This window comes from Superficieibacter electus (assembly GCF_002915575.1).
In the GTDB taxonomy this organism is placed as follows: Bacteria; Pseudomonadota; Gammaproteobacteria; order Enterobacterales; family Enterobacteriaceae; genus Superficieibacter; species Superficieibacter electus.
Map to the genome: position 1 here is coordinate 289,694 of NZ_PQGD01000003.1, position 21,350 is coordinate 311,043.

Here is a 21,350-nt window from a genome sequence, read left to right on the forward strand (position 1 = left end):
ACTGTGGGCATCTCACAGCCTGACGTTGATGTTCTTAGTGGGGCCATTCTAGGATCGGATTTGCGCCGAATTCTAATAACAAAAACAGCAATCGACTGCGCAAATTTGTCTGAGCTGAGATGCTCACAGCATGGATAAGAGCAGACCACCACACTCGGCGTTATCCGCTCAATGGTGCCGCAGGCCAGTACTGCTGCGCGATGGCGAGAAGATGAACAGCCGCTTATTAATGGCGTTCTGCCACGGCAATACCAAGGCCACAAGGCGGTGGGTTGTTAAGCAGCCCACCAGACGCATTCTCGTTATAAGGTTTGCGAGAAATGTTCGTTCTGCTCAGGACAGGCATGCTCTAACCTGGCCGTTTTCACACGGTCAAGGATTTCCCATGCGCTTAACTTCGTTGTTGATTACCCTGAGCGTTATCGGCGTCGCCCACGCGCAGACGCCGGATGACGTAACCGTCGCCCTCGCCATTCCTCCCGCCGTTCACGATGGAGCGCCTTATGCGGCAGCGGAAGAGCTGGGGCTGTTTAAAGAACAGAACCTCGCGGTCAAAGTGCTGGTGTTCCAGGGGGCGGGAGCGCTGCTGCCGCAGGTTGCCAGTAAACGCGTAACCTTTGGTTTTCCGGTTGCGGAACCGGTCATTTCCAGCTATTTCAACGGCAAAAATCCGCTTCCGCTGCGCTATTTTTATAACGGTACACCAGCCCAGACGCTGGAATATACCGTGCTGGCAGATTCGCCGATTAAAACGCTGGCCGATTTAAAAGGTAAAACTATCGGTGTCGGCGCGCTCACCTGGGGTACCCTGCCCAACAGTCGCGCCGCGCTGCGGGTGGCCGGGCTTGAGCCGGGTAAGAATGTGCAGTTTGTCGCCGTTGGCGTGCTGGGTTCCGGTTTTCAGGCCTTGCGCAGCCATCAAGTTGATGCGCTCAATTACAACAACAGCTGGGGCGATATCTTTGAGCTGACCGGCACGAAAATTCGCCGCATCCCTTACCCGGACGTGTTTCAGGAAGCGCCGGGAAACGGTTTTATCGCCCATCAGGATACCTTTAAAGACCATCCCGATCTGATCCGTCGTTTCGGTCGTGCCTGGACCGAGGCGCAGTACGTCTGCGACATTAACCCCGGCTACTGCGTGCGGGCGTTCTGGCGTCAGCATCCGGAAAGCAAACCTGCGGACGCCGACGGCAAAGGCTTTACCGATGACAAAGCCCTGCTTACTAAACGTCTTCAGCGCACGCTCTACCGGCCGGACGGGTCACGCCGCCAGCCCGGCGAGTACGATCTTAATGTGATCCGCAGGGCCATCGCGGAGATGGCAAAGGCGGGAGAATTCCCTGACGCCGCGGTGCCGGTGGAGAAAATCTTCTCCAATGAATTTGTCCCGGCGTTTGATGATTTCGATAAAGCGGCCCTGCGTGCCAGAGCGGAGGCGGCAAAATGAACGCGGTCATTGATATTGATATTGCCGACGGGCTGATCGACCAGCCGCGTCACGTGCATGCCCACGGCCTCGCTCCCGGCATCACCCGTTTGACTGCCTCGCTGGCGCATCCTGACGGCAGCCGCTGGCAAAGTAGCGCCCGCTTTTTGATTGGTCAGGACGGCTCGCTGGATGTGGATACTACCGTACCGCTGGAGGGAGACTGGGCGGAAAACGAGCCGATGGCCCCGATCTGGTCGCTGCGCCAGAGCGCGCCGCCGACTGACCCGGCGCAGAGTGACCGCCTTCAGCCCCGCCGGATAAGATTACAAATTGTTGATGCCGCGGGTGCGACGGCTGACGCCGTTGTGACGCAGCGTTTTCTGGCCGACGGCGTTACCCGCCAGGAGGTGCGGGAAAACGGTCTGTCCGGCACGCTGTTTATCCCGCCCGGCGATGGCCCTCACCCGCGGGTGATCGTGCTTAATGGCTCGGGGGGCGGAACGCCTGAACAGCGGGCCGCGCTGCTGGCGGCCCATGGTTATATTGGTTTTGCGCTGGCCTATTTTAACGCGCCCGGACGGCCAGAGACGATTTCGGCCACGCCGCTGGAGTATTTTGCCACTGCACTGGACTTTGCCCGTCAGACGTTGCACCCGCGTAACGGTTTTATAGCCGTGGCGGGGCACTCCCGCGGCGGGGAACTGGCGCTGCTGCTGGGGGCCACGTTCCCGGCACAGGTAAATGCCGTGATTGGCTACGTTCCCAGCGCCGTGATCCACGGCACGCTGCGGGCAGGCAGACCGGATGAGCCGCGCGATGCCCCCGCCTGGACATGGCACGGTCAGCCGCTGCGTAATATCTGGCAGGATAATCCCCATGCCGACTGGCACGCATTTGATTATCCATCGCGGCCCGGGGTTCACATACGTCAGGCCCCGGCGTTTGTGAATGTTGAGCGCGACGCGCCGAGCCTGGCGGCGGCGCGCATTCCGGTAGAACGCATTGGCGGACCGGTGCTGCTCATTTCCGGCACTGATGATGGCTTCTGGCCTTCCACCGATTATTGCGAACGGATCGCCGCCGATCTGCGCACCCATGCGCACCGCTGGCCGGTAGTGCATCAGCGACACGCGCACAGCGGTCACGCTATCGGCTTTCCTTTTGTCCCCACCACCGAGATTGCCAAAGTCCATCCGGTCGCCGGGGTGGTCATCGACGGTGGCGGAACGCCGGTCGCCAACGCCCGCGCGAACCGTCAGAGCTGGGAACAGGTGCTGGGATTTCTCGCCAACGCCGTGGCCGGTCATCAGGAGGTGAAATGAGCGCCGCCCTTGAACTGCGCGGCGTCGGCCTGACCTATGCCACCCGGCGCGGCGAAATCAATGCTCTCGACTATGTTAACTTACAGGTGGGCGATGGCGAGTTTGTCGCGCTGTTGGGGCCTTCCGGCTGTGGCAAATCCACCGTCTTAAAACTGGCCGCGGGACTTATCAGCGCCACGCGCGGCGAGGTGCGGGTGGCATCGCGCCTGGTTACCGGGCCGGGACGTGACGCAGGGGTGGTGTTTCAGAAGCCCAACCTGTTGCCGTGGAAGAGCGTACTGGAAAACGTTCTCTTACCGGCCCGCACCCTTGGGATGCCGATCCAACCGGCGAGGATACGCGCCCTCCAGATGCTTGAGTTAGTGGGGCTGTCCGATTTCGCAGGAGATTATCCTTTTGAACTGTCAGGCGGTATGCAGCAGCGGGTCGGTATTGCGCGGATGCTGCTCCACGATCCGCAGCTCTTATTAATGGATGAGCCTTTTGCCGCGCTGGATGCGCTCTCTCGAGAGGCGCTGACCCTGGAGCTACAGCGCATCTGGGGGCAGCAGCGTAAATCGGTGCTGTTTATTACCCACAGCATTCAGGAAGCGGTATTCCTTGCCGACCGGGTGCTGGTGATGTCGCCGCGTCCAGGGCAGATCGTTGAGGAGCTGGCCGTTCCGCTGGCGCGCCCACGCACCCTTGAAACGCTGGCCGACCCGCAGTTTATGGCCCTGTGCCAGCATTTACGGAGATATTTTACCCATGGGTAGATTTTTACCGCTGCTGTACCCTTTTATTAGCCTCGCGGTGCTGTTACTGATCTGGGAGGGCAGCGTGCGTTTTTTTGCCATACCAGATTATTTGCTGCCCTCGCCTGCGGCCGTCTGGCAGGCGCTGCTTACGGGATTTCGCGACGGCAGCCTGTGGCCGCATATCGCCACTACGCTCGGGGAAACGCTGAGCGGCTATGCGATTGGCAGCCTGCTGGCGATTGTGCTCGGCGTCGCGCTGGCGGAGTCCCGCACCTTTGAGCAGTTTGTTTATCCGCTGCTGGTGGCGCTTCAGGCGACGCCGAAAGTGGCGCTGGGGCCGATTATTCTGGTGTGGTTTGGCTTTGGTATGCTGTCGAAAATCGTGCTGGTGACGCTGGTGTGCTTTTTCCCTCTGTTTGTGAATACGGTGAACGGTATTCGTCGCGCCGATAGCGAACTGCTGGATGCCTGCCGGGCATTTTCCGCCTCGCGTCGCTGGCTATTGTTTCACGTTAAGCTTCCTTCAGCGGCAGGCGAGATTTTTGCCGGGCTACAGATAGGTGTGGCGCTGGCGTTAATCGGCGCGGTGGTGGCGGAGTTTCTATCGGCGCAAAACGGACTGGGGTATTTGATCGCCTCAAGCTCGGTCAGCATGAGCCTGTCGAGCATGTTTGCTGGCGTCGTGCTGCTGGCGCTGATTGGCCTGTGCGGCGCGCAAACGGTGCGCTGGCTTCAGCATCGGCTTGTTTTCTGGGAGGGTGGCGCAGCTGTGCGTCATCAACGACATAAGAAGCCTGGCGACAGGTAGTTTTTGCTCACCCGTTTGCGGTGCAAAAATGTCTGCTGCGCCGCAAAATGCCACATTCATCGCACGGTGTGGTCGATATTCGTCTAAGGTTTTCAGATGGTTGATTGCAGCCGATCCGCTGATCGCCTGGCTTAAGGAGAATAATCGATGACAATACCTGCTACGCGCCGCCCTTCCGAGCTGGCGCTGAATATTGCACTTGGCACGCTGCTTTTTGCCGCCGGGTCGGCACTGGCGGATGATGCGCTGAAGCAGCCGCCGGATATCCTGCTCGGCCCGCTGTTTACCGATGTGCAGAGCGCTAAACTTTTCCCCGATCAAAAGACCTTTGCCGATGCGGTGCCGAAAGGCGATCCGCTGATGATCCTCGCCGATTACCGGATGCAGCGCAGCCAGCGAGGCTTCGATTTGCGTCATTTTGTCGAGGTAAATTTTACCCTGCCCGCTGAAGGCGAAAAGTACGTGCCGCCAGCAGGTGAAAGCCTGCGCGCGCATATCGACAACCTGTGGCCGGTGCTGACCCGCACCACCGATCGCGCCAGCAAGTGGGATTCCCTGCTGCCGTTACCTAAATCTTATGTCGTTCCTGGCGGCCGCTTCCGCGAAGTGTATTACTGGGACAGTTACTTCACCATGCTGGGGCTGGCGGAGAGCGGGCACTGGGATAAGATTGAGGATATGATCGCCAACTTCGCGTATGAAATTGACGCCTTCGGCCATATTCCCAACGGCAACCGCAGTTACTACCTCAGCCGCTCACAGCCGCCGTTCTTTGCGTTTATGGTGGAACTGCTGGCCGACCACAAGGGCGATGAGGTGTTAAAACAGTATCTGCCGCAGCTGGAAAAAGAACACAATTACTGGATGGAAGGTGCTGATGCACTTACCGCCGGGCAGAGCAATAAACGGGTGGTCAAACTGGATGACGGCGCGGTACTGAACCGCTACTGGGACGAGCGCGATGCGCCGCGTACCGAGTCGTGGCTTGACGATGTGACGACCGCGAAGAACACGCCGAATCGCCCGGCCACTGAGGTGTACCGCGATCTGCGCGCCGGTGCGGCTTCCGGCTGGGACTTCAGCTCCCGCTGGATGGACGATCCGAATCAGCTTGGCACCCTGCGCACCACCAGCATTGTGCCGGTGGATTTGAACTCGCTGATGTTTAAAATGGAAAAAGTGCTGGCCCGCGCCAGCAACGCGGCCGGTGACAGTGCGAAAGCCAGTCAGTATGACGCCGACGCCAGCGCGCGCCAGCGGGCGATGGAAACGTACCTGTGGAACGACAAAGACGGCTGGTATGCCGATTACGATCTGAAAACGAAGAAGGTGCGTAATCAGCTTACCGCCGCCGCCTTGTTCCCGCTATACGTGAATGCGGCGGCCAAAGACCGGGCGGATAAAGTCGCTACGGCGACCGCATCACAACTGCTGAAGCCCGGCGGGATCACCACCACTACCGTCAACACCGGACAGCAATGGGATGCGCCAAACGGCTGGGCACCACTGCAATGGGTGGCCACCGAAGGGTTGCAAAATTATGGTCATCAAAAAGTAGCGATGGATGTGACCTGGCGATTCCTGACCAATGTGCAGCACACTTACGATCGCGAGAAGAAACTGGTCGAGAAGTATGACGTCAGTTCCACCGGTACCGGCGGTGGCGGCGGCGAGTATCCCCTTCAGGATGGTTTTGGCTGGACGAATGGCGTCACGCTGAAGATGCTCGATTTAGTCTGTCCGAAAGAAAAACCCTGTGACAACGTTCCCTCCTCCCGCCCGCAGGCGGCGAATGATGATTCAATGACGCAAAAACAGGCGCAGTAATCACTCTGACCCACTACCCGTTTTGGTAGTGGGTTCCCTCTTGCTTCAATAATTCTTCTTTTCCTGTACGGACTTAACGGCGGAATCCCTTGATTTGCCGGGGATTTCCTTGCGCAAATTGCTTGAATATAAAAACGATAACAATAATAATTCGCATTTCTCAGTTACTTTTTTTCACAATCCCGGAATGTGCGATGACCCGATTGATTGCTAAACGCTCTACGCTAGCCTGCGCGCTGGCGCTGGCGCTACCTCACTATGCCCTGGCAGAAGAAACAGTAGTGGTGACCGCCGCGCCGGTTGAATCCGCTGTTGCGCCAACCAAAGGCTATACCGCCAAAACCTCGCGCGGCGCGACCAAAACCGATGAGCCGCTGATCACCACCGCCCAGTCGGTTTCGGTCGTGACCCGTCAGCAGATGGACGATCAGGGGGCCAATACCATCAGCCAGGCGCTGAATTATACGCCGGGGGTGTACTCTAATTTCAGCGGCGGCGCGACCCGTTTTGACACCGTGTCGCTACGCGGCTTCCACGGCGGCGACGTGGATAACCTGTTCCTTGACGGCATGCGTCTGATGAGCGACGGCGGCAGTCATAACGTGATGCAGATCGATCCGTGGTTTATTGAGCGCGTGGACGTGGTGAAAGGCCCGTCGTCGGCGCTGTACGGCCAGAGCGTGCCGGGCGGGCTGGTCAACCTGACCTCAAAACGTCCGCAATTTACGTCGGAAGGCCACGTCCGGCTGAGCGGCGGCACACAGAATACGAAAGGCGGCGCGTTTGACTACACCGATGCCATCAACGATCAGTGGGCGTACCGTATTATTGGTATGACGCGCACCAGCGACACCCAGTATGACCATACGCGCGAAGAACGTTACGCCATTTCGCCTTCCCTGCTGTGGCAGCCGGATTCGGACACCAGCCTGCTGCTGCGCGCCTATCTGCAAAAAGATCCGTCCGGAGGTTATCACGGTTCACTGCCGCTGGACGGTACCCGCTATGCGCACAATGGTCGTAAGCTGTCGAATCATACTAATGAGGGCGATCCGGGTGACGGCTACAAACGTCGCGAGCAGATTTACAGCATGGAGTTTGACCACCAGTTTGATGACATCTGGTCGGTACATTCCAGCGGTAGCTACACCCACTCCAACGTCTCTCTCGACCAGGTTTATCAGGTCGGCTGGATCGACGGTTCAGACGATCTGGCCCGCGGTTACAGCGGTTCCCGCGGATCGCTGGACGCCTGGTCAACCGACAACCGCGTGCAGGCTGATTTCGCTACCGGCGATGTGACGCACACCGTTGTCCTCGGTGGCGAATATCATCGCTTCCGCAATGATTTGTGGACCGGCGCAGGTGATGCCGCCGCGCTGAACCCGTTTACCGGCTATACGCCGCAAACCGGGCATACCGTGGACTACAGCGACTATAACAACCGCCGCTACTATCAGACCGGGGTTTATCTCCAGGATGAGATGGTGTGGAATCGCTGGCATCTGGATCTGTCCGGGCGTTTTGACCGCATTGTTTCTGAGCAGGTTAGCGATACCAATGGCACGAAAAGTCGGCGTTCTGACGATCACGTTAGTACCCGCGCCTCGCTGCTGTACGCCTTTGAAAACGGCCTGTCGCCCTACCTGAGCTACAGCGAAGCCATCACCCCGGCAACGCTGGCCGGTGCTGACGGTACGCTGCTGAAACCGACCACCGCCGAGCAGTATGAGGCGGGGCTGAAATTCCAGCCGCCGGGGACGTCCGATCTTTACAGCGTGGCAATTTATGATTTAACCCAGAAAGACGTGGCGACGCGCGATATTAATATTGCCACCGCCACCTTTATTCCGGCCGGAAAGGTGCATTCACAGGGCGTGGAGCTTGAAGCACGTAATCAGATCACCCCTGAACTGAGTACCATTGCGTCGTATACCTGGAACCGTCTGCGCTTCCAGGATTCACTGGACGGCAATGACGGTAATATGCCGCAGTTAACGCCGGATCAGATGGCTTCACTGTGGGCGCATTATCAGTTTGCGGGCGGCATCAGCGTGGGCACCGGGGTACGCTATATCGGCAAGCAGTGGGCTGATGACCAGAATACCGAACGCCTGCCGTCGACCACCCTGCTGGATGCCTCCGTGCGAGCGGATCTGGGCGCGTGGACGCCATCACTGAAAGGGGCATTTGTGCAGGTTAACGCCAACAATCTGACCGACCGCGAGTATGTGGCGGGCTGCTATGGCACAGGAAACTGCTATGTAGGCGCGGAACGTAGCGTGATTGCCACGGTGGGTTACGACTTTTGATTAACGTGCCGGGCAGCATCTGCTGCCCGGCGAAAACAGCAGTACGGGTTACCGGCGAACCATGCGGAAGATAGCCAGAACCACAATGGCACCCACCACTGCGACCATAAAGCTACCCAGGTTAAAGCCGCTTACCGGGCCACCAATACCAAACAGCGTACTCAGCCAGCCACCGACCACCGCACCGACGATCCCGAGGATACAGGTGAGGAAGAAACCACCCCCGTCGCGTCCCGGCATAATCAGTTTGGCAATAATACCTGCAATTAATCCAAATACGATCCAGGCAATAATACCCATTCGTCCATCCTCCTGTAAGTCACACAAAATGCAGGTGTTGTTTCCCTGCGCTAACGATTCAAGTATAGGTAGTTCCTGATAAAAGTGCGGCGCTGGAGAAATTTTTTCTCGCTGGCAAAAAATCGATTAGCTGCTATGAAGTTCTGCCGCCAGCCGCCGATACTTCAGCAAAGAAAGATCATCAGGGAACCATTGGGCGTGACTCATCACAGTGAACAATTTCTTAAACAAAACCCGTTGGCGGTACTCGGCGTCCTGCGCGATTTGCACAAGCAGCAAATCCCTATCCGCGTGTGCTGGGCGTCCGGGCAGTTTATCAGCCGCATCCTCGATGTGAGCCAGGAACAACTGGTCATCGACTTCGGCAGCCAGGATTATGAAAACAGCGCCGTTCAGCGGGCGCAGAACATTGAGATCACCGCCGAAACCCAGGGCGCGAAGGTCGAATTTCATTTGCCCGTGCTGCGAAGCGCTGCCTGGCAGCAACTACCGGCGTTTATTACTCCCCTGCCGCCGTCGCTGTGGTTTTTGCAGCGGCGAGAATATTTCCGCATCAGCGCGCCGCTGCATCCGGCTTACTTTTGTCATGCCAGACTCGCCGATAACAGCGTGATACGTTTTCGGCTGTACGATTTGTCGCTAGGCGGGATGGGCGCATTAATGGACAATCCGCCACCGGAAAGCTTACAGCCTGGCGTGCGCCTGTCGCAGATTGAACTGGATATGGGAGAATGGGGACGCTTTCACTTTGACGTTCAGCTGATTGCCATTACCGAGCGCAAAGTTGTTGACGGCAAAAATGAAACCATCAGCACGCCGCGACTGAGTTTTCGTTTTCTCAACGTCAGCCCGGCGGCGGAACGCGAACTCCAGCGCATTATCTTCTCACTGGAGCGCGAGGCGCGCGAACGCGCCAAAAAAGTCCGCTGATTACATGGCGTCCATGGCTTTCTGCACCTTCCAGATGTAGCGCGGAGCCTGCGGCGATGGATGCTTGTCGGCAACGTGCTCAACAAATTCATCCGGGCTTAAATCGTTAATCTCTTCAATCGCTTCTTTGCGATCGGACGAAAAGGTTCTGAGCAATGCGCCTGCCCCGTTGGCATACGCCACCACCAGCGCGTATTGCATGGTTTCAGGATTTTTGATCCCCGCCAGCGCACCGTGCTCCAGAATGCTCAAATAGGCGGTGCCCATTGAGATATTGCGTTCCGGATTTTTCAGTTCGCTGGTGGACGGCTGCCCACTCCAGCCCATATGGCGATACACGTCGCGCCCCGACGTTGAGGCTTTAAGCTGCATCAATCCTACGGCATTGGATTTGCTGACAACCGTCGGATTACCGCCGGATTCGATGGCAATTATCGCCGTGATCAGCCGCGGACTGACGCCCCACGCCTCACCCGCTTTCTGGCTTATTGGCATCCACTGCATCGCGCGTTTCACCGGCACTTCAGGGTTCCACGGCGGGTTGGTATAATCCTGTTTTGAAGAACATCCGGCCAGTAATACAATCAAAAAAGCAAACCATCTTAATTTCACGCATCAATCCTTTTATACCTGCGATCCGCCGCTGCGGATGACAACGGTTGGGGTTAACTGCATGATAACCGTTTCATTACCAGCAAGGAAATGCCATGTCTCTGATTCATCTTATTGCGCCTTCCGGCTATTGCATCAACCAGAGTGCCGCGGCGCGAGGCGTTGAACGTCTCGAAGCTGCCGGACATCGGGTTGAAAATCGTGAAGCGATCCTGCGCCGTGAGCAGCGCTTTGCGGGAACAGAAGAGGCCCGGCTGGCGGATATCAACGCGCTGGCGACGCTTAAAGGTGCAAACCGCATCGTGATGCCGGTGCGCGGTGGCTATGGAGCCAGTCGTCTGCTGGACGATATCGACTGGCCGGGGCTGGCAGCACGCCAGCAGCAGGAACCATTGCTGATTTGCGGCCATAGTGATTTTACTGCCATCCAGATGGGCCTGCTGGCGATGGGTAATGTCATTACGTTTAGCGGCCCGATGCTGGCTGGCAATTTTGGTGCCGAAACGCCACAGGCGTTTACCGAACATCATTTCTGGCAGGCATTGCGCGAGCCAGCCTTTACCCTTGAGTGGCGCGGCGACGGTCCGGATTGTCATGCCTGCGGCACGCTATGGGGCGGCAACCTGGCGATGCTGGTGTCGCTTATCGGCACGCCATGGTTACCGGCGATTGACGATGGCATTCTGGTACTTGAAGACATTAATGAACATCCGTTTCGCGTTGAGCGCATGCTATTGCAGCTGCATTATGCGGGCATTCTCAACCGCCAGCAGGCAATCGTGCTTGGCAGTTTTAGCGGCGTCGCCGCCAATGATTATGATGCAGGTTACGATCTTCAGAGTATGTGTCGCTATGTACGTTCGCGCCTGAAGGTGCCGGTGATTAGCGGTCTGGATTTTGGTCATGAGCCTCGCACGGTGACGTTACCGCTCGGCGCACAGGCGAGGCTGATGCATCACGGAGCGGCCACGACGCTTTCGATAACTGGTCATCCGGTGCTAAACGAATAAAAAAAACCATTCATGGCACGTATTAATCCCATCGATTTCTCGCAAATATGGTAACTTTTTTCGTAAAGACCATTCACGAAGATGAGGAGTACGTGAACTTTGGATGCCGCGGCGATAATTAGTCTGTTTATTTTGGGTTCGGTGTTAATCACCAGTAGCATTTTATTGAGTTCTTTTTCGTCGCGTCTTGGTATTCCTATCCTGGTTATCTTTCTGGCTATCGGCATGCTGGCGGGTGTTGATGGCGTGGGCGGCATTCCCTTCGACAACTATCCGCTGGCCTATATGATCAGTAACCTGGCGCTGGCGGTGATCCTGCTGGATGGCGGGATGCGTACCCAGGCCAGCTCTTTTCGCGTGGCTCTTGGTCCGGCGATCTCGCTGGCGACGATCGGCGTGCTTATTACCTCCGGCCTGACCGGGATGATGGCGGCGTGGCTTTTTCATCTTAATATGATTGAAGGCTTGCTGATTGGCGCGATTGTTGGCTCAACCGATGCGGCGGCGGTGTTCTCGCTGCTGGGTGGTAAAGGGCTTAACGAACGCGTTGGCTCGACGCTGGAGATTGAGTCTGGCAGTAACGATCCGATGGCGGTATTTTTGACCATCACGCTTATAGAGATGATCCAGCAGCATGAAACCGCCTTAAGCTGGATGTTCGTAGTGCATATTATTCAGCAGTTCGGGCTGGGGATCATGATTGGCCTTTTTGGCGGCTATTTATTACAGCAGATGATCAACCGGATTGTGTTGCCTGCCGGATTGTATCCGTTGCTGGCACTGAGTGGCGGAATTCTGGTGTTTGCCCTGACCACCTCTCTTGACGGTAGCGGCATTCTGGCAGTCTATCTGTGCGGTTTCTGGCTGGGCAACCGCCCTATCCGCAACCGCTTTGGCATTCTGCAAAACTTTGATGGTCTGGCGTGGCTGTCGCAGATTGGTATGTTCCTGGTGCTGGGCTTGCTGGTCACGCCTTCCGACCTGCTGCCTATTGCCGCGCTGGCACTAATCCTGTCTGCATGGATGATTTTTGTCGCCAGGCCGCTCTCGGTGTTTGCTTCTCTGCTGCCGTTTCGCGGCTTTAATCTGCGCGAACGTATTTTTATTAGCTGGGTGGGACTGCGCGGCGCGGTACCGATTATTCTGGCCGTCTTCCCGATGATGGCGGGGCTGGAAAACGCGCGGCTGTTTTTTAACGTTGCCTTCTTTGTGGTGTTAATTTCACTCTTGCTTCAGGGAACCTCGCTCGGCTGGGCGGCGAAAAAAGCCAAAGTGGTGGTACCGCCCGTTGGCTGGCCAGAGTCGCGGGTCGGGCTGGATATTCATCCGGACAATCCGTGGGAGCAGTTTATTTATCAGTTGAGTGCCGATCAGTGGTGCGTTGGCGCGGCGCTGCGCGATCTGCATATGCCGCGTGAAACCCGCATTGCGGCGCTGTTTCGTGATAATGCGTTGTTGCACCCCACCGGCAGTACGCGGCTGCGGGAAAACGATGTGCTGTGCGTGATTGGTCGTGAGCGCGATCTGCCGGCGCTTGGCAAACTGTTCAGCCAGTCGCCGCCGGTCTCGCTCGACCAGCGTTTCTTCGGCGATTTTATCCTCGAAGCCAGCGCCAAATTCGCCGACGTGGCGCTGATTTACGGCCTGGAAGGTGGCGAGGAATTTCGTGACGGCCAGCTGTCACTCGGTGAGATTGTGCAACATTTGCTAGGTGCCGCACCGGTCGTCGGCGATCAGGTGGAATTTGCTGGTATGGTGTGGACAGTGGCGGAAAAAGAAGACAATGACGTGCGCAAAGTGGGTGTCCGCGTGGCGGAGGATGAGGCGGAATAATGGCATCATTGACGCAGGCAGGACGCCGTTTCCACTTCCCTGCCTGCTCAGGGCTACTTTTAACGTAACAGGGTGGCGATCAAGAATGTAACTGTTTTAGCTCCCGTTCACTCAGGCCGGTCACTTCCAGAATGGCTTCATGAGACATCCCCTTTTGCAACAGATTACGGGCTATTTTCAGGGCTTCCTTGATCCGTCCTTTTTCAATTCCTTTCTGCTCCAGTTGCTGTGCAATAGTCATGAGTTTATCTCCATGCTGCGGCACACGCTGTGCCAGTTCACGTAAAAAAGCCTCTGCATCTGCTGATTCACCCACCTGTATGATGTAGTTTACCAGCGATATTACCTGTTGTCCGGTATTATAATCCGCCCGCAAAACCCGCCCCAGTTTATCGATAAGTTCAATTAAGTCACGCTGATAAATGTGTTTTTGCAGTAGCGTGAGTGCGGCCATGCTGCGGTGTTCCATGATATCATCATCCGGAATGACGGTAATATCCACGGGAGTTGATGTAACCTGTTTTTTCTTCATGCTTGCGACTCCTTCGCTTTACCACAGTGTTTTATGTCTTATAGAGAATATTTTCATTAAGGATGATGACGGTATGCAGAAAAAAATTGGCCTGCTGGCAGCGCTCATACTGCTGTTATCAGGCGGATACTGGTTCAATATTGCGCAGTACGCGAGCGATCTGGGGCATAAAGAACGGGTTGTAGAGATTTATGCTATCGATATGCGCTACGCCTGCGGGGAGTGTGCGACTTATCGCATTTTGCGGCTGGAAGATAATCAGGGCGACACAACCAGGCTCAAAGATAAGAACTGGCTAACGCCAGAAGAACGCGATCGGATCATTCCTGATGATTTTTATACCCCAGCCGAAGATGAGCGTGAGGAGGCGCTGCGTGCAGATGGCAACGCGTTACCGGGCCGGGAATTTTACGTTAAATTTCCTGATTGGTTTATGGAGAGACGCTTTGACAAGCAAAACCGCTGGCCGGCCTGTTACCTTTACTGGTTTAAAGGCTATCCCAAAATCAATCTGATTCCCGACGACGAAAACTATGTGGCGAATCATTTTATCGTCAGCGACTACAAGATTATTCGTGTCACACAATGTGAATCCCAATGGGATAAAGAAGATGCAGATAGTCAACGTGAATTGATGGCCGTTGAGGATGATGACGTTCCCGAACAATAAGCGGGTACATCACCCGCTAAACGTTACACCGTCACAACCGGCACCCGCGCAGCCAGGGCGCACATCAATTCATAGCCAACGGTACCGGCGGCGTGCGCGACATCGTCGATTTTAATCTCCTGCCCCCATAGCTCGACCGACGTCCCAATTCCCGCCTGCGGACACGGGGTAAGATCGACCGTCAACATATCCATCGACACCGTACCGATCAGCCGGGTACGCACACCGTCCACCAGCACCGGCGTCCCGTCGGGCGCGTGACGCGGATAGCCATCGGCGTAGCCGCAGGCGACAATGCCAATTCGCTGCTCGCCGCCGGCGCGATAGCGGCTGCCATAGCCCACCGTGTCGCCCGCTTTCAGATTCTGCACGCCGATGATCTCGCTGCTGAGCGTCATAACGGGTTTCAGGCCACTGTCGGCAATGTCCTGCCACCGCCCGGACGGTGATGCGCCGTACAGCACAATGCCTGGCCGGACCCAGTCAAAATGGGCCTGCGGATGCCATAACGTCGCCGCCGAGTTAGCCAGCGAGCGTGGCGCGTCGAGCCCTTCCGCCGCCTGCTCAATACGCTGCATGGCGTGGGTAATACCGTCTGGTTTTTCCGCGTCGGCAAAATGTGCCATCAGCGTCATGCCGCTAACGTTATGCAGGCGGCGTAGCTGTTGCCAGACCGTATGAACGCGATCCGGCATAAAACCGAGGCGGTTCATGCCGCTGTTGACCTTCAGGTATATATCCAGCGGAGCGTGCAGCCGCGCGTTTTGAATGGCTTTAACCTGCCAGTTGCTGTGGACGCTGGTGGTGAGTCGGTACTTATCAAACAGCTCCAGCTCATCGGCATGGAAAAACCCCTCCAGCATCAGGATCGGGCCTTTCCAGCCGCGCTCGCGTAACAGAATCGCTTCTTCCAGATTAAGCAGCGCGAAGCCATCGGTTCCCGCCAGCGCGCTCCAGATACGATCCAGCCCGTGTCCGTAGGCATTCGCCTTAACCACTGACCAGACGCGGGCATCAGGCGCAGCGCGGCGAGCAGTCAGTAAATTCTGCCGCAGCGCACTGAGATCCAGCGTGGCGAGGACAGGTCGGGACATAACAACTCCTTATGAGTGTGCACCATGCAAATGCGTGGAGGATGACGGTCTGAAACCTGCCCCGTAGCGTGCCACGCCCAGATCGTCGAACGGAATAGCGGGTGTCCGACCTGATATCAGGTCGCTGATAAGTTGGCCGGAGCCGCAGGCCATGGTCCAGCCCAGCGTCCCGTGGCCAGTGTTCAGCCACAAATTTTTATACGCCGTGCGCCCGACAATCGGCGTACCGTCCGGCGTCATGGGCCGCAGGCCGGTCCAGAAAGCGGCCTGTTCAACGTGCCCGCCGCGTGGGAAGAGATCGCGCACCACCATTTCCAGGGTTTCCCGGCGCGGTTGTAGAAGCTCCGTATTAAAACCGACAATCTCCGCCATACCGCCGACCCGAATGCGCTGTTCAAAACGGGTTATGGCGATTTTGTACGTTTCATCAAGGATAGTAGACACCGGCGCACCATCCTCTTCAGCAATCGGAATGGTTAGCGAGTAGCCCTTTAAAGGATAGACCGGAATATCCACCAGCCCTTTGAGCATGGAGGTGGAATAGGAGCCGAACGCCATGACATACGCATCGGCTTTGATAATTTCGTCGCCGCACTTCACGCCGTAAATGCGGTTGCCTTCATACAACAGCCGATCGACAGCCGTGTTATAGCGAAATAAGACGCCATCGCGTTCGGCCATTTCTGCCAGCCGCTGGGTGAAAAGCTGGCAATCGCCCGTTTCATCATTCGGTAAGCGCAACCCGCCGGTAAGGTGATGCGAGACTTCTGCCAGGGCAGGTTCCGCCTCCGCCAGCCGGCTGGCCTCAAGCAACTGGTATGGCACCCCTGCGTCTTCCAGCACCGCGATATCGCGCGCGGCGTTGTCATACTGCTGCGCGGTACGGAATAGCTGGAGTGTTCCCCCCTGCCGCCCTTCGTACTGGATACCGGTTTCAGCACGCAGCGTCTTCAGGCAATCGCGGCTATACTCGGCAAGACGCACCATCCGCCCTTTATTTTCCATATAGTGACGGGTGTCGCAGTTGCGCAGCATCTGCCACATCCATTTAAGCTGGGACGGGGTACCGTCAAGCGAAATTGCCAGCGGCGCGTGGCGCTGAAACATCCATTTGATGGCCTTTAGCGGTACGCCAGGCGCGGCCCAGGGCGCAGCATAACCTGGCGATATTTGTCCGGCATTCGCAAAGCTGGTCTCCTGCGCCGGGCCGGATGCCCTGTCAATGACCGTCACTTCATGACCTGCCTGGCGTAAATACCAGGCACTGCTTACGCCTACGACGCCACTTCCCAGTACGACAACGTGCATATCCACTCCATCATGAGTAAAAGAACAATCGTCTGATTACAAATTGATAACCCAGATGAAAATATTATTCAACATTCGACTTTTTTATGGTGAGCTACCTCACATCATGCCCGTCAGCTATGGAAACGCTGCTTTTGGTATCTCATGCTAAAGGTGATTTTTATCCAGTATAAAAAACTGCCACACTGCGTTTTTTTATGGCTTTTCATTGGCGATCCGGCAAAGAAAAAATTTCTCTCCCTGCACGCATTTTATCCGTTGTTCTATGCTTGAAATGAGGCCTTCCACACAGAGAGGGTCGCCATCAATGAGGGCGCGCTAATGGCAACGATTGATTCCATGAATAAGGACACGATACGTTTGAGCGATGGACCCGACTGGACGTTCGATTTACTGGAGGTTTATCTCCAGGAGATTGACCGTGTCGCCAAACACTATCGGCTGGATACCTACCCGCACCAGATTGAAGTCATCACCTCTGAGCAGATGATGGATGCCTATTCCAGCGTCGGGATGCCGATTAACTATCCGCACTGGTCGTTTGGTAAAAAATTTATTGAGACGGAGCGCCTGTATAAGCACGGTCAGCAGGGTCTGGCGTATGAGATTGTGATTAACTCTAATCCCTGCATCGCTTACCTGATGGAGGAAAATACTATTACCATGCAGGCGCTGGTAATGGCGCACGCCTGTTACGGGCATAACTCCTTCTTTAAAAATAATTATCTTTTCCGTAGCTGGACCGACGCCAGTTCTATCGTTGATTACCTGATATTCGCGCGCAACTATATTACCCAGTGCGAAGAACGCTATGGCGTGGATGAGGTTGAGAAACTGCTGGACTCCTGCCACGCCCTGATGAACTACGGGGTGGATCGCTATAAACGCCCGCAGAAAATCTCGCTTCAGGAGGAAAAAGCGCGGCAGAAAAGCCGTGAAGAGTATCTGCAAAGCCAGGTCAACACTCTGTGGCGTACGCTGCCAAAACGGGATGAAGAACGCGCAGTGATTGAAGCGCGCCGCTACCCTTCCGAGCCGCAGGAGAATTTACTCTATTTTATGGAGAAAAACGCCCCGCTACTCGAACCGTGGCAGCGTGAGATCCTGCGTATTGTACGCAAAGTCAGCCAGTATTTTTATCCGCAAAAACAGACTCAGGTCATGAATGAGGGCTGGGCTACGTTCTGGCACTACACCATTCTTAATCACCTTTATGATGAAGGCAAAGTGACCGAGCGGTTTATGCTGGAATTCCTGCACAGCCACACCAACGTTGTTTTCCAGCCGCCGTATAACAGCCCGTGGTACAGCGGCATTAACCCTTACGCGCTGGGATTTGCCATGTTCCAGGATATTAAACGGATTTGCCAGTCGCCCACGGAGGAGGACAAATACTGGTTCCCGGATATTGCCGGTTCTGACTGGCTGGAGACACTGCATTTCGCGATGCGCGATTTCAAAGACGAGAGTTTTATCAGCCAGTTCCTGTCGCCAAAAGTGATGCGTGATTTCCGCCTGTTCAGCGTAGTGGATGATGATCACCATAACTATCTGGAGATTTCTGCCATTCACAATGAAGAAGGCTATCGCGAGCTGCGCTCCCGCCTGTCTTCACAATATAACCTGAGTAACCTTGAGCCTAACATTCAGGTGTGGAACGTGGATTTGCGTGGGGATCGTTCGCTGACGCTGCGTTACATTCCGCATAATCGCGTGCCGCTGGATAAAGGACGTCGCGAAGTGCTTAAACACGTGCATCGTCTGTGGGGATTTGATGTCCAGCTGGAGCAACAGAATGCCGACGGTAGCATTGAGCTTCTGGAGCGCTGCCCGTCGAAGCTGAATTCGCTGTAAAAATGCACCGGGCGGGCGCATTGCCCGACCCGGTCAGCCGTTTAGCACAGGTATTACCTTCCCTGAATGGCTAAATCACCCGGCAACGTTTTTTGCATCCGATGCCAGATTTCACCGCTTTCACGCCCGTAGCGACGGATGGTGTCATACACCTGCTCATGCAGGCCCTTTTCACAAATCTCTACCAGCCGGTGGTAAAAGCCCAGCGCCAGACTGCGGGCTTCGGGATTAGCAAAGTAGTGACGGCCAATGCGTGTATACAGCCCTTTCATGCCATTGAGGATCAGGCCATAAATTGGGTTGCCGGAGGCGAAAGCCAGCCCGCGGAAAATGTTGTAGTCCAGCTCTGCGAAAGCATCGGCATGATCTTCCACCGCCTGGGTACTACTCAGCACTTCCAGCGCACGCTCCGGATGCTGACGAAATGCGGTGCGGATAAAAATGGTTGAAATATTAGTACGCACCGAGAGCAGGTTGTCGATAAGCTGGGGAACACTTTCGTGATCGAGGCGCGCCAGCGTTTCAAGGATATTCAGCCCGGAGGTTTCCCAGAAATTATTTACTTTGGTCGGCTTACCGTGCTGGATGGTCAGCCAGCCATCACGGGCCAGGCGTTGCAATACTTCACGTAAAGTCGTGCGCGTTACGCCAATTAATTCTGAGAGTTCGCGTTCGGCTGGCAGAATAGAACCAGGCGGAAAACGGCTATTCCAGATGCTCTCAATAATGTACTCTTCAGCGAAACCCGCCGGGCTTTGCGCCTTTATTACCATAGTGATGTTTCCATTACTCAGCGTTGCAACGTTCACTCATCATACCAGAGCGCTTCGTATGCAGATAGCATGGATACTCAATTAAAAAGGGATCGCCGTTTCATTTTTCAGCTTTTATTTCGTGCGCCAATATCAATTTCTGCTGCTTTACCGGCAGCTTTATCGTCCGATTTGACTTTTCGCATAGTAAATACGCATTTACGCAATATTTTCTTTACTGCTAGTGGCGTCCTGAATGATTTCGTTTACACTGCGGTCTCTTAGCATGTTCCAGGGAAATGATTATGTTGCGATTTCTTAACCAGTGCTCTCGTGGTCGTGGGGCGTGGTTGTTAATGGCGCTGACCGCCTTCGCGCTGGAGATGGTCGCGCTGTGGTTCCAGCACGTTATGCTGCTTAAGCCCTGCGTGCTGTGTATTTATGAACGTTGCGCGCTTTTTGGGATTATGGGCGCGGGTCTGGTCGGGGCGATAGCGCCCAAAACGCCGCTGCGCTACGTGGCGATCCTTATCTGGCTGTATAGCGCCTGGCGTGGTGTACAGCTGGCGTGGGAACACACCATGATTCAACTGCATCCGTCACCGTTCCAGACCTGTGATTTTGCCGCAAGCTTCCCGAGCTGGCTACCGCTGGATCACTGGCTACCGCAGGTGTTTGTTGCCTCTGGTGACTGCGCGGAGCGTCAGTGGTCGTTTCTGACGCTGGAAATGCCGCAATGGCTGGTAGGCATTTTCGCCGCTTATCTGATCATCGCGGTGCTGGTGGTGATTGCGCAGCCCTTTAAGCCGAAAAAGCGCGATCTGTTCGGTCGTTAATTCAACCATCTCCGCGACATCCTTCTCCATGCCCGGTACGCGCAGCACCGCCGGGCACATCGCCTCTAGCGCAAACGCACGCGCAACAAATCAGAAAAGCGCGTGGTGTAACGCGGAGAAAGCATTTCACGCTTCATCTGCCATGGTTGCTCAATACCCTGTCCGGCGAAAAATAGCGTTCCCCTTCCCTGTTTTTTATTGAGCTTATCCAGCGTCTGCATCAGTACCTCACTATTCAGGCGCGGTATATTGCTGTCAAACAGATTAAGCTGGGCGACGCCCTGGCTGAAAAAATCGCTGAGCATAACGCCCGCTTTTTGATAGCGATGCCCTTCCCGCCAGATGGCGTCCAGACACGTTACTGCTGCCTCAATGATGTCACGCGTATCCTGGGTAGGGACATTGATGCGCAGGGAAGCACTGTTGTCATAACGGGCGGGATACGGATCGAAGGGGGAAGTCTTGATAAAAACTGAAATAAAGCGGCAATACTGATGCTGACCGCGCATTCTTTCGGCCGCCCGCGACGCATAGCTACATACCGCTTCGCGCACTGGCTGATAATCACTCAGTCGTTCGCCAAACGAGCGCGAGCACATGATCTCCTGCTTTTCAGGAATAAATTCGTCTATCTGCAGGCAGGGTTCACCGCGCAGTTCACGCACGGTTCGCTCCAGAATGACGCTAAAGTGCTTGCGGATAAAGCGGATATCCGCATCCGCCAGTTGCAGGATATTTTCAATGCCCATCATGGTGAGTTTTTTGGCGATCCGTCGGCCAACGCCCCAGACCTCCTCAACCGATAAGTGCGCCATCAGTTTGCGCTGGCGAGCAGTGTTTGACAGATCGACGACGCCTCCGGTTTGCGGCCATTTTTTAGCGGCATGATTCGCCAGTTTTGCCAGCGTTTTGGTCGGGGCAATGCCCACACCGACGCGCAAATGGGTTCTCTGCCACAGGATATCACGCACTTCGCGGCCAAAATCGTTCAGGTTGCGGCAGTTAGCCACCCCGGTCAGATCGCAAAAGGCTTCATCAATACTGTACATCTCGACGCCAGGCGTTATCTCTTCCAGAATTGACATGACCCGCCGGCTCATATCGGCATTTATGTGGAATACAATTTCAACAGCTTAATTAGTAACCGACTCAAAGCACGCGCGCTTTAGGTATGTCAGACC

Annotated in this window: 18 protein-coding genes and 1 pseudogene; 12 read left to right on the forward strand and 7 right to left on the reverse strand. The window is 55.7% G+C overall.

From position 1 onward, the window contains the following. Window positions 1–385: 385 nt before the first annotated feature. The 6 genes from CHU32_RS05295 to CHU32_RS05320 all read left to right on the forward strand — a co-directional run bounded on the left by CHU32_RS05295 (window position 386) and on the right by CHU32_RS05320 (window position 8,438). Window positions 386–1,450 (forward strand): ABC transporter substrate-binding protein, encoded by a 1,065-nt coding sequence (locus CHU32_RS05295; protein ID WP_103674736.1) that lies wholly within the window; start codon window positions 386–388, stop codon window positions 1,448–1,450. Further along, the gene (locus CHU32_RS05300; protein WP_103750799.1) at window positions 1,447–2,754 is read left to right on the forward strand and encodes an acyl-CoA thioesterase/bile acid-CoA:amino acid N-acyltransferase family protein; all 1,308 of its coding nucleotides are present in this window, start codon (window positions 1,447–1,449) and stop codon (window positions 2,752–2,754) included. The genes CHU32_RS05295 and CHU32_RS05300 overlap by 4 nt, the downstream gene beginning before the upstream one ends. Next, window positions 2,751–3,509, forward strand: a complete 759-nt coding sequence (locus CHU32_RS05305) for an ABC transporter ATP-binding protein (RefSeq protein ID WP_103674738.1) — start codon at window positions 2,751–2,753, stop codon at window positions 3,507–3,509. The genes CHU32_RS05300 and CHU32_RS05305 overlap by 4 nt, the downstream gene beginning before the upstream one ends. After that, window positions 3,502–4,299 carry an ABC transporter permease gene (locus CHU32_RS05310; RefSeq protein ID WP_103674739.1) on the forward strand — a complete coding sequence of 266 codons (798 nt, stop codon included), beginning with the start codon at window positions 3,502–3,504 and terminating at the stop codon, window positions 4,297–4,299. Before CHU32_RS05305 ends, CHU32_RS05310 begins: the two co-directional genes overlap by 8 nt. A 147-nt stretch (window positions 4,300–4,446) precedes the next feature. Continuing rightward, a complete protein-coding gene (locus CHU32_RS05315; protein ID WP_103750800.1) occupies window positions 4,447–6,126 on the forward strand; it encodes an alpha,alpha-trehalase in 1,680 nt (559 codons plus the stop codon). A 194-nt stretch (window positions 6,127–6,320) separates the two neighbouring features. After that, the gene (locus tag CHU32_RS05320) at window positions 6,321–8,438 is read left to right on the forward strand and encodes a TonB-dependent siderophore receptor (protein WP_176691617.1); all 2,118 of its coding nucleotides are present in this window, start codon (window positions 6,321–6,323) and stop codon (window positions 8,436–8,438) included. A 48-nt stretch (window positions 8,439–8,486) separates the two neighbouring features. Here CHU32_RS05320 and CHU32_RS05325 read toward each other — a convergent pair whose 3' ends face one another. After that, window positions 8,487–8,738, reverse strand: a complete 252-nt coding sequence (locus tag CHU32_RS05325; RefSeq protein ID WP_103674741.1) for a GlsB/YeaQ/YmgE family stress response membrane protein — start codon at window positions 8,736–8,738, stop codon at window positions 8,487–8,489. Between the two features lie 198 nt (window positions 8,739–8,936). Here CHU32_RS05325 and ycgR point away from each other — a divergent pair, with 198 nt between their 5' ends. Further along, a complete protein-coding gene (ycgR, locus tag CHU32_RS05330; protein WP_103674767.1) occupies window positions 8,937–9,668 on the forward strand; it encodes a flagellar brake protein YcgR in 732 nt (243 codons plus the stop codon). On the opposite strand, the gene emtA is transcribed toward ycgR, so the two are convergent. After that, a complete protein-coding gene (gene emtA, locus CHU32_RS05335) occupies window positions 9,669–10,280 on the reverse strand; it encodes a membrane-bound lytic murein transglycosylase EmtA (RefSeq protein ID WP_103674742.1) in 612 nt (203 codons plus the stop codon). A gap of 95 nt (window positions 10,281–10,375) precedes the next feature. On the opposite strand from emtA, the gene ldcA reads away from it, so the two are divergent. Beyond that, a complete protein-coding gene (gene ldcA, locus CHU32_RS05340; RefSeq protein WP_103674743.1) occupies window positions 10,376–11,290 on the forward strand; it encodes a muramoyltetrapeptide carboxypeptidase in 915 nt (304 codons plus the stop codon). A 99-nt stretch (window positions 11,291–11,389) separates the two neighbouring features. After that, complete coding sequence (locus tag CHU32_RS05345) at window positions 11,390–13,123, forward strand: potassium/proton antiporter (RefSeq protein ID WP_103674744.1); 1,734 nt, start codon at window positions 11,390–11,392, stop codon at window positions 13,121–13,123. Between the two features lie 79 nt (window positions 13,124–13,202). Here the strand turns inward: CHU32_RS05345 and CHU32_RS05350 are convergent, their stop codons facing one another. Further along, window positions 13,203–13,655 (reverse strand): Rpn family recombination-promoting nuclease/putative transposase, encoded by a 453-nt coding sequence (locus tag CHU32_RS05350; protein ID WP_103674745.1) that lies wholly within the window; start codon window positions 13,653–13,655, stop codon window positions 13,203–13,205. Window positions 13,656–13,728: 73 nt separating this feature from the next. Here CHU32_RS05350 and CHU32_RS05355 point away from each other — a divergent pair, with 73 nt between their 5' ends. Beyond that, window positions 13,729–14,325, forward strand: a complete 597-nt coding sequence (locus tag CHU32_RS05355; RefSeq protein ID WP_103674746.1) for a hypothetical protein — start codon at window positions 13,729–13,731, stop codon at window positions 14,323–14,325. A gap of 23 nt (window positions 14,326–14,348) precedes the next feature. On the opposite strand, the gene dadX is transcribed toward CHU32_RS05355, so the two are convergent. Next, window positions 14,349–15,419, reverse strand: coding sequence for a catabolic alanine racemase DadX (dadX, locus tag CHU32_RS05360; protein WP_103674747.1), 1,071 nt, complete (start codon window positions 15,417–15,419; stop codon window positions 14,349–14,351). A 9-nt stretch (window positions 15,420–15,428) separates the two neighbouring features. Continuing rightward, window positions 15,429–16,727, reverse strand: coding sequence for a D-amino acid dehydrogenase (locus tag CHU32_RS05365; protein ID WP_103674748.1), 1,299 nt, complete (start codon window positions 16,725–16,727; stop codon window positions 15,429–15,431). A 321-nt stretch (window positions 16,728–17,048) separates the two neighbouring features. Here CHU32_RS05365 and CHU32_RS05370 point away from each other — a divergent pair, with 321 nt between their 5' ends. Next, window positions 17,049–18,581, forward strand: coding sequence for a SpoVR family protein (locus tag CHU32_RS05370; RefSeq protein ID WP_103674749.1), 1,533 nt, complete (start codon window positions 17,049–17,051; stop codon window positions 18,579–18,581). A 53-nt stretch (window positions 18,582–18,634) separates the two neighbouring features. Here the strand turns inward: CHU32_RS05370 and fadR are convergent, their stop codons facing one another. Next, complete coding sequence (gene fadR / locus CHU32_RS05375; protein ID WP_103674750.1) at window positions 18,635–19,354, reverse strand: fatty acid metabolism transcriptional regulator FadR; 720 nt, start codon at window positions 19,352–19,354, stop codon at window positions 18,635–18,637. A 284-nt stretch (window positions 19,355–19,638) separates the two neighbouring features. Here fadR and dsbB point away from each other — a divergent pair, with 284 nt between their 5' ends. Beyond that, window positions 19,639–20,169, forward strand: a complete 531-nt coding sequence (gene dsbB, locus CHU32_RS05380) for a disulfide bond formation protein DsbB (RefSeq protein WP_103674751.1) — start codon at window positions 19,639–19,641, stop codon at window positions 20,167–20,169. A 65-nt stretch (window positions 20,170–20,234) separates the two neighbouring features. Here the strand turns inward: dsbB and umuC are convergent. Further along, a pseudogene (gene umuC, locus CHU32_RS05385) lies at window positions 20,235–21,287 on the reverse strand (translesion error-prone DNA polymerase V subunit UmuC); the annotation flags it as partial. Window positions 21,288–21,350 lie beyond the last annotated feature (63 nt).